This is a genomic window from Prosthecobacter sp., from assembly GCF_044227185.1.
Classification (GTDB): Bacteria; Verrucomicrobiota; Verrucomicrobiia; order Verrucomicrobiales; family Verrucomicrobiaceae; genus Prosthecobacter.
On record NZ_JBGAFO010000006.1, the window covers coordinates 381,733 to 394,892 of the forward strand.

The 13,160-nt window shown below is 61.3% G+C and carries 15 protein-coding genes; 13 read left to right on the plus strand and 2 right to left on the minus strand.

Annotated elements, in window-relative coordinates:
- Positions 1–35 precede the first annotated feature (35 nt).
- The 8 genes from ACILSQ_RS16455 (at position 36) to ACILSQ_RS16490 (ending at position 6,721) form a co-directional block, all read left to right on the plus strand.
- A complete protein-coding gene (locus ACILSQ_RS16455) occupies positions 36–302 on the plus strand; it encodes a hypothetical protein (RefSeq protein WP_395744745.1) in 267 nt (88 codons plus the stop codon).
- 85 nt (positions 303–387) lie between these two features.
- Positions 388–3,612: a preprotein translocase subunit SecA gene (gene secA / locus ACILSQ_RS16460; protein WP_395744746.1), complete on the plus strand. Its 3,225-nt coding sequence runs from the start codon at positions 388–390 to the stop codon at positions 3,610–3,612.
- A gap of 78 nt (positions 3,613–3,690) precedes the next feature.
- Positions 3,691–3,900: a hypothetical protein gene (locus ACILSQ_RS16465; RefSeq protein ID WP_395744747.1), complete on the plus strand. Its 210-nt coding sequence runs from the start codon at positions 3,691–3,693 to the stop codon at positions 3,898–3,900.
- A gap of 18 nt (positions 3,901–3,918) precedes the next feature.
- Positions 3,919–4,338 (plus strand): type II toxin-antitoxin system VapC family toxin, encoded by a 420-nt coding sequence (locus ACILSQ_RS16470; protein WP_395744748.1) that lies wholly within the window; start codon positions 3,919–3,921, stop codon positions 4,336–4,338.
- A gap of 511 nt (positions 4,339–4,849) precedes the next feature.
- The gene (locus tag ACILSQ_RS16475) at positions 4,850–5,359 is read left to right on the plus strand and encodes an alpha/beta hydrolase (protein ID WP_395744749.1); all 510 of its coding nucleotides are present in this window, start codon (positions 4,850–4,852) and stop codon (positions 5,357–5,359) included.
- Positions 5,360–5,508: 149 nt separating this feature from the next.
- Positions 5,509–5,940 carry a 50S ribosomal protein L13 gene (gene rplM / locus ACILSQ_RS16480; RefSeq protein WP_395744750.1) on the plus strand — a complete coding sequence of 144 codons (432 nt, stop codon included), beginning with the start codon at positions 5,509–5,511 and terminating at the stop codon, positions 5,938–5,940.
- Between the two features lie 21 nt (positions 5,941–5,961).
- Entirely contained in the window at positions 5,962–6,354 is a 393-nt protein-coding gene (gene rpsI / locus ACILSQ_RS16485; RefSeq protein ID WP_395736162.1) for a 30S ribosomal protein S9, read from the plus strand.
- Positions 6,355–6,457: 103 nt separating this feature from the next.
- Complete coding sequence (locus ACILSQ_RS16490) at positions 6,458–6,721, plus strand: hypothetical protein (protein WP_395744751.1); 264 nt, start codon at positions 6,458–6,460, stop codon at positions 6,719–6,721.
- 91 nt (positions 6,722–6,812) lie between these two features.
- On the opposite strand, the gene ACILSQ_RS16495 is transcribed toward ACILSQ_RS16490, so the two are convergent.
- Entirely contained in the window at positions 6,813–7,085 is a 273-nt protein-coding gene (locus ACILSQ_RS16495) for an HPr family phosphocarrier protein (RefSeq protein WP_395744752.1), read from the minus strand.
- A 23-nt stretch (positions 7,086–7,108) separates the two neighbouring features.
- Entirely contained in the window at positions 7,109–8,077 is a 969-nt protein-coding gene (gene hprK / locus ACILSQ_RS16500) for an HPr(Ser) kinase/phosphatase (RefSeq protein ID WP_395744753.1), read from the minus strand.
- 133 nt (positions 8,078–8,210) lie between these two features.
- Between hprK and ACILSQ_RS16505 the strand changes: the two genes are divergently transcribed.
- The 5 genes from ACILSQ_RS16505 (at position 8,211) to ACILSQ_RS16525 (ending at position 13,147) form a co-directional block, all read left to right on the plus strand.
- Positions 8,211–9,425, plus strand: a complete 1,215-nt coding sequence (locus ACILSQ_RS16505) for a bifunctional 3,4-dihydroxy-2-butanone-4-phosphate synthase/GTP cyclohydrolase II (protein ID WP_395744754.1) — start codon at positions 8,211–8,213, stop codon at positions 9,423–9,425.
- Positions 9,426–9,563: 138 nt separating this feature from the next.
- A complete protein-coding gene (ribH, locus tag ACILSQ_RS16510) occupies positions 9,564–10,067 on the plus strand; it encodes a 6,7-dimethyl-8-ribityllumazine synthase (RefSeq protein ID WP_395744755.1) in 504 nt (167 codons plus the stop codon).
- A 4-nt stretch (positions 10,068–10,071) separates the two neighbouring features.
- Positions 10,072–10,512: a transcription antitermination factor NusB gene (nusB, locus tag ACILSQ_RS16515; protein WP_395744756.1), complete on the plus strand. Its 441-nt coding sequence runs from the start codon at positions 10,072–10,074 to the stop codon at positions 10,510–10,512.
- Between the two features lie 180 nt (positions 10,513–10,692).
- A complete protein-coding gene (ftsY, locus tag ACILSQ_RS16520; RefSeq protein ID WP_395744757.1) occupies positions 10,693–11,538 on the plus strand; it encodes a signal recognition particle-docking protein FtsY in 846 nt (281 codons plus the stop codon).
- A gap of 184 nt (positions 11,539–11,722) precedes the next feature.
- A complete protein-coding gene (locus ACILSQ_RS16525) occupies positions 11,723–13,147 on the plus strand; it encodes a MotA/TolQ/ExbB proton channel family protein (RefSeq protein WP_395744758.1) in 1,425 nt (474 codons plus the stop codon).
- The last annotated feature ends 13 nt before the right edge of the window (positions 13,148–13,160 follow it).

Sequence of the window (13,160 nt, forward strand, 5' to 3'; positions counted from 1 at the left end):
TCGTTTTGATCAGCGCGTCCTCACCGCCCGCCGCCATGCCTCTCTACGACCCCTATGCGTTCCAGCTCGCCGGCTTCAGCGAGGGAGATGTCGATGAAATCCTGGCCGATCTGGACTACCTGCACCGCAATTCACGCTGGACGCACCGGCGCGACCAGATCGAGCGGATGATCGTGGAATCGCCGGTGATTTTGCTCGATTTCCTGCGCAGCGTGAAGCCGGAAGTGGTGAAAAGCGCCATGATTCCGCGCCGCGTGAAGGAGCTGGTGTTCCGCCCCGCCTCGACGAGACAGGCTGTTTGAGTCCTTGCGCACTGGCTGACATCCGCCACATTCGGCCTCCCCCCGACCCGGCCATTGTGCGCCGGGAGGCGTATTCCCATTTCCCATGTTCAACTGGATCATCAAAAAAATCATCGGCACCAAGAACCAGCGCACCGTGCGCAAGCTTCAACCTGTGGTGCTCGAGATCAACCGCATCGAAGCGCAGCTTCAAAACGAGCCGGAGGAGGCGCTGCGGGAGCGCACGCAGAAATGGCAGCAGCAGTTCCAGGCCTTCCACACCCCGCCGTTTCTCGGTGGTGTGGGCCTGCGCATCGCCGATGAAGCTGCGGTGGACGCCTGCCTGGAAGCGGTGGAGAAATACTTCACCGCGCTGAAGCCGCACTTTCCCGCGCTGGAGAGTGATTACCTTGCCTCCGCCGCCTGGCGCAGCGCCGCTCTAGACGACAAGAAGGCACGCATTGACCGCGCCCGCGAAGCCTGGAACGCCATCCAGCCCGACTTTGCCGCCATCGAGCAGAAGATGCTCAATGACATCCTGCCCGAAGCCTACGCCGTGGTGAAAAACGGCGCCCGCCGCATGTGCGGACGCGAGATTGTCGTCTGCGACCAGCCGCTGGGCTGGAACATGGTGCACTTCGACGTGCAGCTCATCGGCGGGGTGGCGCTGCACCGCGGGATGATCGCCGAAATGGCGACCGGGGAAGGGAAGACGCTCGTGGGCACCCTGCCCGTGTATTTGAATGCGCTCACCGGCCGCGGCGTGCACGTGATCACCGTGAACGACTACCTGGCCCGACGCGACAGCGAGTGGATGGGCAGCCTGTACAAATTCCTGGGCCTCACCGTGGGCTGCATTCAGAACGACCAGCCCAGCCACCTCCGCCGGGAGCAGTACGTCTGCGACATCACCTACGGCACGAACAGCGAGTTCGGCTTTGACTACCTGCGAGACAACGGCATGGCCTCCAGCAAGGAGCAGCAGGTGCAGCGCGGGCACTACTTTGCCATCGTGGACGAAGTGGACTCCGTGCTCATCGATGAGGCGCGCACGCCGCTCATCATCAGCGGCCCCGTCATGGCGGCCGAGAGCAACCACCAGTACGAGCGCTACAAGCCCCTGGTGGAGCAGCTCGTGCGCCGTCAGAACACGCTGTGCAACCGCCTGATCACCGAGGCGAAGGAAAACGCCGCCGCGGGCGACATGGAGCTGGCCGGGAAGAAGCTCTTCCAGGTGCACATGGGCCAGCCGAAGAACCGCGCCCTCATGCGCGCCATGGAGGAGCCCGAGCTGCGCCGCGCCATGGAAAAGTCCGAGCTCTCCCTCTATGCGGACACGCAGAAGGTGGAGTTCTTCAAGCTCAAGGAGGAGCTGTACTACTTCATCGAGGAAAAATCCCACGACGCCGACCTCACCGAAATGGGGCGCAACTTCCTCAACCCCGACGAGCCGGACGCCTTCGTGCTGCCGGATATCGCCACCATTTATTCGGAGATCGACGGCGATGCGACGCTCTCTGAAGAAGCCCGCAGCCGCAAGAAGAGCGAGATGCAGGACCGCCTCTCCCACCAGGGCCAGCGCATCCACCAGATCAGCCAGCTTCTGCGCGCCTACTGCCTTTATGAGAAGGACGTGGAATACGTCGTCGAAGAGAACAAGGTGATCATCGTCGATGCGCAAACGGGCCGCAAGATGGCCGGACGCCGCTGGAGCGACGGCCTGCACCAGGCGGTGGAAGCGAAGGAAGGCGTGCAGATCGACGCCGAGACGCAGACGCTGGCCACCATCACCATTCAGAACTACTTCCGCCTGTACCAAAAGCTGGGCGGCATGACCGGCACCGCCGAAACGGACGCCGCCGAATTCCACGACATCTACAACCTGGACGTGCTCACCATTCCGACCAACCGGCCGGTGAAGCGCAAGGACCACAACGACAGCATCTACAAGACCCGCCGTGAGAAATTCACCGCCGTGGTGGAGCTCATCCGCGAGCTGAATGCCAAGGGCCAGCCCGTGCTGGTGGGCACCGCCAGCGTGGAGGCCTCTGAAATGGTCTCCCGCCTGCTGAAGCTGCAGAAGATCACCCACAACGTGCTGAATGCGAAGTATCACCGCCAGGAGGCGGAGATCGTGGCACGCGCCGGACACCGCGCCGCCGTGACGATCTCCACCAACATGGCCGGTCGCGGTACCGACATCAAGCTGGGCGAAGGCGTGGCCGAACTCGGCGGCCTCTACGTGCTGGCCACGGAGCGTCACGAAAGCCGCCGTGTGGACCGCCAGCTTCGCGGGCGTTCGGCCCGTCAGGGAGACCCCGGCGAGAGCAAGTTCTTCCTCAGCTTTGAAGACGACCTCATGCGCAACTTCGGCGCCGCCGAGCGCATGACGAAGATGATGGAGCGCTTTGGCATGAAGGAGGGCGAGGAGCTGCAGCACCCCTGGCTGAACCGCAGCGTGGAGACCGCGCAGAAGCGCGTGGAGCAGCGCAACTACGTCTGGCGCAAGCGCGTGCTGGAATACGATGACGTGATGAACCAGCAGCGCGAAGTCGTCTATGAGTGGCGCAACGACGTGCTCAACAGCAACGACACCCGCATCCTCATCAATGAGGCGGTGGAAAAGGGCATCACCGAACGCCTTGGCGCCTTTGTGCCGAAGGACGTGAAGGATGCGGACGACGTGGATTATGACGGCCTGCTTTCCTGGGTGAACACGACCTTCCCCATCGGCCTGCGTGTGTTTGACGAGGAGTTCAAGGCCCTCGATTTCGATGCCAAGGCAGCGTATCTCAAAGACAAGATCCTTGGCGCCTACGACGTCAAAGTCAGCAACGCGAATCCCACGGCCTTGCAGGAGATCGAGAAGATGATTCTTCTCAATGCCATCGACCGCCTCTGGCAGGAGCACCTCTTCGCCCTGGACGCCCTGAAGGAAGGCGTGAACCTGCGCACCTACGGCCAGAAAGACCCGCTCATCGAGTTCAAGCAGGAGGCCTTCACCATCTTCGCGGAGCTGATGAACAACATCAACGGCGAGGTCCTGGGCAATCTCTTCCGCAGCACGCAGCAGCTCGCCGCCTTTGAGCAGTTCCTGGCCCAGATGGTCCTACAGCAGAGCGGGGAGTCCACCGCGCAGCAACGCGAGGAAGAGGAGGAGAGGGAGGAAGCCGCCCCCAATCCCGGCCGCGACGGCCCCCGCCTCATCCTTCCCAGCGCCGCCGCCGGCGGCGCCAAGCCAAGGCCGAAACTCACCAACATCGGCCGCAACGACCCCTGCCCCTGCGGCAGCGGGAAGAAGTACAAGCAGTGCTGCGGGCGGATTGCGTGATTTGATCACCGGGAACAGCAGTGTTTCCGATCTCGAATACCTGTGGAACAGTTCCTTTTCGGCTGTTAATATCACCGCATGAGCAAAGCCTCAACCAAACGCCCAACAGTTAGCAAGCGTCTCGCCACGCTGGAGCTGGAGTTCGCGGCGCTGCGGGAGCAGGTGCTGGGACACCCTCCTGTGAAAAAAGACTGGAAGAGCACCGTGGGTTCGTTGCCGGACGATGCCATGACCCGCCGTGCATTCAAGCTAGGCGCCCGGTGGAGCAAGGCCGCGAGAGGGGCTTGATCCTTTAGTCCTCTCCTCATGCTGGTGCTCGATACAGATCACCCCAGCGAACTGGAGGTTCGCTCGCCGTCCGGCCTGCGCCTGCTGCGTCGTCTGGAACAAAGCCACGAGGATGCGGTGATCACCGCTGTGACGTGCGAGGAGCAAGTGCGTGGCTGGCTGGCAGAGATTCACCGTCAAACGCGTCCTCGCGATCAGATCAGCGCCTATGCCCGCCTGATTCGTACCATCGAAAGTCTCGCGCGGTGGACGATCCTCTCACTGGATGAAGAATCATCCGCCGCCTTCGAAAGCCTGAAGAAGCAGCGCGTCCGCATCGGTTCAAACGACCTCAAGATCGCCTCTATCACGCTGGCTCATGACGCCACGCTCCTGACGCGGAACACTGGCGACTTCGCCAAGGTTCCCGGTCTGAAGTTGGAGAACTGGCTGGAATAGCCGCCGGATTCGCGTCCTCACGTGGGCCGTAATGCTCCCTTGTTCCTGCGGAAGTCCAAAAAGCGCCACGGACGGTCGAGAAAGCTGGAGCCCTCATCATCATGGGAGCTCCCTTCTTGACTCCTGTATGGCTCATCCTCAAAGTGGCGCGCCATGGCTTCACGTCTCCTGCTCCTGCTGCCCCTTTTTCTTTCCATTGTTATCCCGGTTCTAGCCGTCGATGACTACCAGCTTGGCCCTCTTTCGCAAGAGAAAGCGGAAGTGCCCAAAGGGAAGGTGATTGCCATGCCGGTGCATGAGTCGAAGATCTATGCGGGCACGAAGCGGGACTGGTGGATCTATGTGCCGGCGCAGTACAAGGCGGAGCAGCCGGCGAATCTGATGGTGTTTCAGGACGGCCATGATTACGTGGGAGTGAAGGGCGCGTGGCGGGTGCCGGTGGTGTTTGATAACCTCATCGCCAGCGGCGATATGCAGCCAACGATCGCCATCTTCATCAACCCGGGGCACAGTGGCGAGACGAAGCCGCAGGAGTGCGTGGAAGAACAACAACCGTGGCAAGGAGTACAACACGCTGGGAGACACCTATGCGCGCTTCCTGCTGGAGGAAATCATTCCGCAGGTGCAGAAGGACTACAAGCTGACGGACAACCCGGAAGGCTGGGCCATTGCGGGAGCCAGCAGCGGTGCGATCTGCGCCTTCACGGTGGCGTGGGAGCGGTCGGACAAGTTTCGCAAGGTGTTCTCCACGATCGGCAGCTATGTGGATCTGGCGGGCGGGCATGTGTATCCCTCCATCATCCGGCTGACGGAGCGCAAGCCGCTGCGCGTGTATCTTCAGGATGGCAGCAGCGATCTGGACAATCCCTTTGGCAACTGGCCGCTGGCCAACAAGCAGATGGCTGCGGCGCTGGCTTACCAGAAGTATGACTTCACTTTCACCTTTGGCGACGGGGCGCATAACAGCAAACAGGGGGCGAGTCTCTTCCCGGAGGCGATGAAATGGCTGTGGCGGAAGTGAGAGTTATGTGTCGGATTCGGCAAAAAGGCGGTGGCGGGGGCTTTTTTCATTGTGAATAACTTGGTTTCGACCTTGACACCCCGGCCAATCCCCTTACCATCGCGGCCCCCTTCTTTCCCACTCGGAAGATTTCTCGTACACAGCATTCAATGAAGACGTTTTCAGCCAAAGCCCAGGAGCATACCCCCACATGGTGGGTCATCGACGCCAAGAACCAGGTTCTTGGAGATGTCGCAGTCGCAGCCGCCAACCTCCTGCGCGGCAAAACCAAGCCCACCTTCACCCCCCACGTGGACACCGGTGACTTCGTGGTCGTTCTCAATGCCGCTGAAGTCCGTGTGACCGGCAAGAAGGAGCAGCAGAAGATTTACACCTCCAAGGCCGGCTACGTCGGCAATCAGAAGATTGAAAACGTCGAGCGCGTGCGCGCCCGCCGTCCGCAGCTTCTTGTGGAGCGCGCCGTGAAGGGCATGGTCCCGCACAACCGCCTGGGCCGTTCCGTGCTGGGCAAGCTGAAGATCTACGAAGGCGCCGAGCATCCGCATGAGGCGCAGAATCCGAAGCCCTTCGCCATCGCCTAATTTTTACTGTCACCCCATCGCATGAGCAAGCCTCTCAAAACCGCCACAGGCCGCCGCAAGACCGCCATCGCCCGCGTCTTCATCACTGAAGGAGCCGGAAGCATCACCGTCAACGGCCGCGACTTCGAGGAGTATTTCCCGACCGTCGCCCTGCAGAACCAGATCCTTTTCCCTCTGGCGCTGACGAACTCCCGCCAGACCTATGATTTCAAAGTGAACGCCAGCGGCGGTGGCAGCACCGGCCAGGTCGGCGCAGTCCGCCTCGGCATCGCCCGTGCGCTGATCGGCGTGAATCCTGAGCTCCGCGGCGTGCTGAAGCAGAACGGCCTGCTCACCCGTGACTCCCGCGCCAAGGAACGTAAGAAGCCCGGCCGCCCAGGCGCCCGCAAGCGCTTCCAGTTCTCCAAGCGTTAATCGCTTCCAGATTGTTACAGCTCGATGTGTGCAAAGCCCCGCCGTGTGCGGGGTTTTGTTTTTTCAGTCGCTGGCGGTCCATTCCGCCTCCAGATTCCTCCCCATGACTTCCGGCCACTTCCTTGTCTTAGGCGCCAGCATCATCTGGATCCTGTTCTGCATGCGTTTCTGGTGGGCCATTGACCGGGAGCATACCTGGCAGCGGCGGTTCATCGCCATCGGTGCCGGCATCGGCGGGGGGCTGATCTACCTCATCGGCGTGATGATGCTGCAGCTGCTGAAGGAGCCGCCGCAGGCCCCTGTGGAAGAACGGGATGAGACTGAAATCCGCGTGTCTCCACGTGTGGTGGAGCCGGGGAAGAAGTGAGGGCGCGGGCTATTTATGATTTATGATTTATGATTTCCCGGACGGCCCAGCCGCATCTCGGACCTGGGTTTCCCAAATCATCAATTCCTTTTCACTCCGCATCGCCGAAGCCGGAGGTGACGAGTTCTTCGAGGTCGGCCACGGCGGCTTCGGCGTCGTTGCCGTCGGCGATGATCTTGATCTTTTCGCCACGTCCGGCGGCCAGCATCATGAGGCCCATGATGCTCTTGCCGTTCACGGGTTCGTCGTCCTTCTCCACCCAGACATCGCACTGATACTTGCTGGCACGCTTGACGAACTGCGCCGCCGGGCGTGCGTGCATGCCCATTTTGTTGCGGATCGTGAGTTCTTTTTGGATGCTCATGGTGGGTGGGTGAGGAGCTACGCTTAACCTAATTGATCATCCGTCATCTTTTTCAACAACCTTTGGTCAAACTCTACCGCGCTGTTATAGCCAAACGTGCGCAGCTTGAAGTTGATTGCAGCCAGTTCGATCAGGCCGGCCACGTCCCGCCCCGGCTCCACCGGCAGGGCCACACGGCCGATCTTCAACCCCATGATCTCCCGGGTGTCGGCATTGACCCCGACGCGCTCCAGGTCCTCGGTCTTGGTGCCACGCACGAGCTCCACGATCAGGTCCAGCCGCTTGCTCAGACGCACGGCGCTGACGCCAAAGAGCGCGGCCACGTTGAGGATGCCCAGCCCGCGGATTTCGATCATCCCGCGGGTGATGTCCGGCGCGGAGCCCACGACTTCGCGGTCCTCGATCAGGCGCAGGCGCACGGCATCATCCGCCACCAGGCTGGCGCCGCGCTGCAGCAGGCCGATCACGCTTTCGCTCTTGCCGCAGCCGCTTTCACCCTGGATCAGCACGCCCAGGCCCTGCACGTCCACCAGGCAGCCGTGCACCAACAGGGTGGGGGCAAAGGCCCACTCCAGCTTGATGGTGGCGGCATTGAGGAACTTCATGGTCATCATGCTGGTCTGAAACACGGAGATGCCCGCGCTGTTGGCGATCTGGATTAATTCGTCGTCAATGCGGTGTCCGCGTGCCACCACAATGCAGGGAATGTCCCAGGAGCAGAGCTGGCTGAAGCGGGCGGCGCGCAGCCGGGGGTCCAGCCCCTCGAGGAAGGAGTGCTCGGAGTTGCCGATCACCTGCACCCGCTTGTAGGCAAAGTAGGTGAAAAACCCCGAAAGCGCGAGCCCGGGCCGGTTCACGGAGGGCTCGTTGATCTTGCGGCTGTAGCCCGCATCGCTGCCGATCAGCTTGAGCTTGAGCGATTTTTCATTGAGGCTGAAAAACTCCCCCACCGTCACGGAAGACGGGCGCTTGACTTTGGTTGGAGGAGGCATGCCGGACATTACGCGAAGCTTGTCTCTCGCGGCAACGAAAAACCAACTCGCACTGGAAAACAGTGCACACCCCGGTTACATCATCCGCCCCTGACGCCGCACCCTGCGGCACCGGCTCTTTTCCACCTCTCCCATGCCCCGCAAAAAGGAATCCGCTTTCGACTCCGTGGAGTCTGTGCTCGCAGACATTCGCGCTGGCCGCATGGTCATCGTCACCGATGACGAAGACCGTGAAAACGAGGGGGATCTGATCTGCGCGGCGGAAAAGATCACCGCCGAGATGGTGAACTTCATGGTTCGGCAGGGCGGAGGAATGCTGTGCGTGCCCGTCTCGCTGGAGATCGCGGAAAAGCTCAATCTGGCCAGCATGGTGCCGGAGAACCGCGAGGCCTTCCGCACCGACTTCACCGTGACGGTGGACGCGGCCAAAGGAATCAGCACCGGCATCAGCGCCGCCGACCGCACACGTACCATCCGCCTGCTGGCGGATGCCGAGACGAAGCCGGAGGATCTGGTGCAGCCCGGGCACATCAACCCCCTGGTGGCGAAGCCGGGCGGCGTGCTGCGGCGTGCCGGACATACCGAGGCGGCCGTGGATCTGGCCCGCCTGGCCGGACTGCGTGAGGCCGGCGTGCTCATCGAGATCATGAATGCGGACGGCACCATGGCACGGCTGCCGCACCTGAAGAAATTTGCCAGGAAGCACGGGCTCAAGATGTGCAGCATCGCGGATCTCATCGCCCACCGCCGGCTGAGCGAGAAGCTGGTGGAAAAGATCGAGGTGGTGGACATGCCCACGGACTTCGGCACCTTCAAGCTGCACCTCTACAAGAGCAGCCTGGATGGCGTGCACCACGTGGCGCTTGCGATGGGGGACATCACCCCGGACGAGCCGGTGCTGGTGCGCGTGCACAGCGAGTGCCTCACGGGAGATGTGTTTTCCTCACGCCGCTGCGACTGCGGCAGCCAGCTCCACGCCGCCATGCGCCACATCGCGGCGGCGGGGAAGGGGATCATTGTTTACATGCGCGGCCATGAGGGGCGCGGCATCGGCCTGCACGGAAAGATCATGGCCTACAAGCTCCAGGAGCAGGGCTTTGACACGGTGGAGGCGAATCTAAAGCTCGGCTTTCCCATGGACCTGCGCGACTACGGCATTGGCGCGCAGATCATCTCCGACCTGGGCGTGCGCAAGATCCTGCTCATGACCAACAACCCGCGCAAGGTCGTGGGACTGGAAGGTCACAAGCTCGAAATCGTCGAGCAGGTCCCCGTCAAATCTCCGCCCAAGCCCGAGAACGCCCGCTACCTTGAGACCAAGAAGAAGAAGATGGGGCATAAGCTTTGAATGACGAAACCAGAATGAGGAATGACGAATGAATGCCGAATGAGCCAATCGCTTTCCCTCTGAAACTCCACAACCTTACTTTTCACCCCTTCCCCTCTGAGCATTCGTCATTCCTCTTTGATTTCGTCATTTTGTCATATGTCCAATTACGCCTCCAGCCGTCCACGTCCCACCCAGGAGCCGATCAGCATCGCGATCGTTGCTTCGATGTACAACAACCAGTTCGTCCAAGGCCTGCTCAATGCGGCCAAAGAGGAGATCGAAATCATCGCCCCGAACGCCTCCATTGACGTCTATCGCGTGCCCGGCGCCTTCGAGATTCCGGTCTGCGTGGAGCATGTGCTGCGCGGCAGTTCTCCGGACGCGGTGATCACGCTCGGCGTCATCATCCGCGGTTCCACGGAGCATGCCGATCTGGTGGGTGCATCTGTGACCGATGCCCTGCAGCAGATGGCCGTGCGCCACTGCATCCCGGTCATCCATGAAGTGCTGCTGGTGAGCACGGAGGAGCAGGCGGAGGAGCGCTGCCTGGGCGCCACCATCAACCGCGGCACGGAAGCCGCGCAGACCTGCGTCAAAATGATCAACCTGTTTGGCAAAATGAAGGCCACCTTTGCCGGCGAACCCATCGACCACGCGTAACATCATGGGAAGACGCCGCGAAGGCCGCGAGGCCGCCATTCAGTTTCTCTTTGCCCGTGACCTTCAGGGGGAGGCCAAGCCCGAGGATGCGGAGGTGTTCTGGACGCTGCACAGCGCGAAGACCTCCACCCGAGCCTTTGCCGAAAGCCTCATCAAAGGCGTGCTCAATCATCAGGAGCAGATCGACACCGGCATCACCGGGCTGCTTGAAAACTTCAGTTTTGAGCGTCTGGCCGCGGTGGACCGCAATGTGCTGCGCGTGGCGTCCTATGAGCTGCTGTACTGCCCGGAAGTGCCCACGCCGGTGATTTTGAACGAGGCCATCGACATCGCCAAGGCGCTCAGCGCCGGGGAGTCGGGTTCGTTCGTGAATGGCGTGCTCGACAAGCTGGCGAAGTCCCTGCGGAAACCGGGGGCGCCTGCGCCCACAGCTCAAGCTTCTTAGAAAACGCTGATTGCGGCGGAGCCTCCGCCGATTCGAATGACGAAACCAGAATGGCGAATGACGAATGAAGTCCGAATGACCCAAGGCCGCTTCAGGCTTGGACATTCATTCGTCATTCCTCATTATGGTTTCGTCATTCTTTCCGCCCTTCAACAACCCTGATTCCCATAAATTTTCAAGATGGCCGGCTTTTTCAAATCTCTCATCCAGCGTTTCACCAAGCCCGACATCGACTGGGATGAACTCGAAGCCATGCTCATCTCCGGAGATCTGGGGCCGCGGCTGGCGCTGCAGATCGTCACAGACCTGAAGTCCCGCCAGCGCACGCTGCACGGCGCGGACATCGTGCAGGTGGCGCGCGAGCATGTGCGTAAAATTTTGCCGGAGTCCGTGCCGCCGCTGGAGCCCGCGGCCGGGAAGCCGAAGGTGCTGCTCATCGTGGGTGTGAACGGCACCGGCAAGACCACGAGCACCGCGAAGCTGGCCAGCCTGCTGCACAAGCGGGGCCACAAGGTGGTGCTCGCCGCGGCAGACACCTTCCGTGCCGCCGCCGTGGAGCAGCTCACCGTCTGGGCGGAGCGTCTGAAGATTCCCCTGGTCAAAGGTCCGCCGAATGGCGATCCGGCCTCCGTCTGTTTTGACGGCTACGAAACGGCGCTGAAAACGCAGGCGGACTTCCTGATCTGCGACACCGCCGGCCGTCTGCACACGAAGCACAACCTGATGGAGGAGCTGAAGAAGATTCACCGCATTCTCGGGCGCAAAGATCCCACCTCACCGCATGAGGTGCTGCTCGTCTGCGATGCCACCACCGGCTCCAATGCTTTGCAGCAGGCGCGGGAATTTCATAAAGCGATTCCTTTGACCGGTGTCATCGTCACCAAGCTGGATGGTAGCGGCAAGGGCGGCGTGCTTGTGGCGATCCAGCAGGAGCTCGGCGTGCCCACCCGTTTCATCGGGCTGGGAGAGCGCGTGGAGGACTTCCAGCCGTTTGATTCGAAGCGCTTCGTTGAAGAGCTGCTCTGAGCGGGGCCGCATGGTCAAAATCGATACCTTTGACTGATTCTTTGGTATCTTTGTCGCCCATGTGAACTTCATCCCAAGAAATGCCTTGTGGAAGGTGTATGGCTTTCGCTAAATAGCAGAGCACCCTTTTCAATTCATACCTCGGAGGAAATCACCTGTGACGTTCAAATGCCCCTCATGTGACATGCAGCTCAAAGCGGAGCCGGAAATGGCCGGTAAAATTGTCCGCTGCCCCGGCTGCAATACCAAGCTGAGCATTCCCGCCCTCAATCCCGCCGCACTGCCGCCGCCTTCCGGCCTGCCACCTCCCAGCGGCGTGACACCGCCGGCCTCCACGGGCCCGGCTCCCGCTGAGAATGACGCCTTCGGCGCCGAGTATGAGCACGGCGCCTCCGCTCCGGACCAGCCCCCGGCCACCGGTACTCCGGAGCGCGGTGAGCGCGGCGGGTGGGAGGAAATCGACCCCACCAATCCCAACGGATTCCTGAGCTTCGGCATCGGCTTTGTGCTGTTCCTCACCTGGATCGGCATTCTCTATCCCTTCAAGGCGCCGGACAGCGTCCCGGCCGCGGAATACACCGGCATGCAGTTTGTGGCCTCGCTGTTCTTCAAGCACATGCTGGTGAGCTTCATGAACACGCTGTTCTTCACGTGGGCCATGTCCATCCTCTACCTGAAGCTGCAGAAGCTCAACCATCAGCGCAAGGCCCTCCTCCTGGATGTGCTTCCCTGGGAGCTGGGTGCGGAGATCAACCGCGACAACGTGGGCCAGTTCATCGACAACCTCTACAAACTCCCGCACCGCCTGCGCGACAGCATGATGGTGAACCGCATCCGCAAGGCGCTGGAGCTTTTCGAGGTGAAGCAAAACACGGGTGATGTTTCCAACATGCTCTCCAGCCAGTCTGACATCGACGGCATGCGCATCGGCGGCAGTTATTCGCTCCTCAAAGCCTTCCTCTGGGCCATCCCCATCCTGGGGTTCATCGGCACGGTTATCGGTCTTTCGCACGCGATCGGCGGGATGAACTTCAGCAACATGACCGACCTCAAGCAGGTGACCTCGACACTGGGCACGGTGACGGGCGGCCTGGGAACGGCGTTTGACGCCACCCTGCTCGGCCTGGTGCTGGCCATGACGCTGAACTTCCCGCTCAACGGCATGATGAAGGCGGAGGACGACTGCCTCAATGACATCGACGCCTTCTGCAATGAAGTGCTGCTGCCACGCCTCAATGACGGCGGCAGCATCGCGGGTGGAGACACCGCCGGCGTCATGGACACGCTGGTGAAGGCCGTGGCCAATGCGCAGAAGGACTTCCTGGTGGACCTGAACGCCCTCTCCAAGCAGATCAAGGAGCAGGCGGACAATCTGGACAAGCGGGCCGCGGCGCATCAGCAGCGCGTGGATGCGGAGTTTGGCATGGCGATGAACCGCATGCGCGAGGATCTCACCAATGCAGTGAAGGACAGCGTCAAGACCACCACGGAGTACACGCGTGCGCTGGCCACCGGCATCCAGGGCCTGAACAACGTGCTCACCGAACTCGGCGGCAAGCAGGTACTCATCCATCAGGTGAAGAAAAAAGGCTGGTTCAGCAGCAAGTAGCCCCTTCAGTTTC

What these genes read in the sequence shown, in the direction of transcription:
- secA (WP_395744746.1), top strand. Translation starts at nt 388, where the DNA reads ATGTTCAACTGGATCATCAAAAAAATCATCGGCACCAAGAACCAGCGC.
- ACILSQ_RS16455 (WP_395744745.1), top strand. Translation starts at nt 36, where the DNA reads ATGCCTCTCTACGACCCCTATGCGTTCCAGCTCGCCGGCTTCAGCGAG.
- ftsY (WP_395744757.1), top strand. Translation starts at nt 10,693, where the DNA reads ATGGCCGGCTTTTTCAAATCTCTCATCCAGCGTTTCACCAAGCCCGAC.
- rpsI (WP_395736162.1), top strand. Translation starts at nt 5,962, where the DNA reads ATGAGCAAGCCTCTCAAAACCGCCACAGGCCGCCGCAAGACCGCCATC.
- ACILSQ_RS16490 (WP_395744751.1), top strand. Translation starts at nt 6,458, where the DNA reads ATGACTTCCGGCCACTTCCTTGTCTTAGGCGCCAGCATCATCTGGATC.
- ACILSQ_RS16525 (WP_395744758.1), top strand. Translation starts at nt 11,723, where the DNA reads ATGCAGCTCAAAGCGGAGCCGGAAATGGCCGGTAAAATTGTCCGCTGC.
- ACILSQ_RS16505 (WP_395744754.1), top strand. Translation starts at nt 8,211, where the DNA reads ATGCCCCGCAAAAAGGAATCCGCTTTCGACTCCGTGGAGTCTGTGCTC.
- rplM (WP_395744750.1), top strand. Translation starts at nt 5,509, where the DNA reads ATGAAGACGTTTTCAGCCAAAGCCCAGGAGCATACCCCCACATGGTGG.
- ACILSQ_RS16495 (WP_395744752.1), bottom strand. Translation starts at nt 7,085, where the DNA reads ATGAGCATCCAAAAAGAACTCACGATCCGCAACAAAATGGGCATGCAC.
- ACILSQ_RS16465 (WP_395744747.1), top strand. Translation starts at nt 3,691, where the DNA reads ATGAGCAAAGCCTCAACCAAACGCCCAACAGTTAGCAAGCGTCTCGCC.
- nusB (WP_395744756.1), top strand. Translation starts at nt 10,072, where the DNA reads ATGGGAAGACGCCGCGAAGGCCGCGAGGCCGCCATTCAGTTTCTCTTT.
- hprK (WP_395744753.1), bottom strand. Translation starts at nt 8,077, where the DNA reads ATGCCTCCTCCAACCAAAGTCAAGCGCCCGTCTTCCGTGACGGTGGGG.
- ACILSQ_RS16470 (WP_395744748.1), top strand. Translation starts at nt 3,919, where the DNA reads ATGCTGGTGCTCGATACAGATCACCCCAGCGAACTGGAGGTTCGCTCG.
- ribH (WP_395744755.1), top strand. Translation starts at nt 9,564, where the DNA reads ATGTCCAATTACGCCTCCAGCCGTCCACGTCCCACCCAGGAGCCGATC.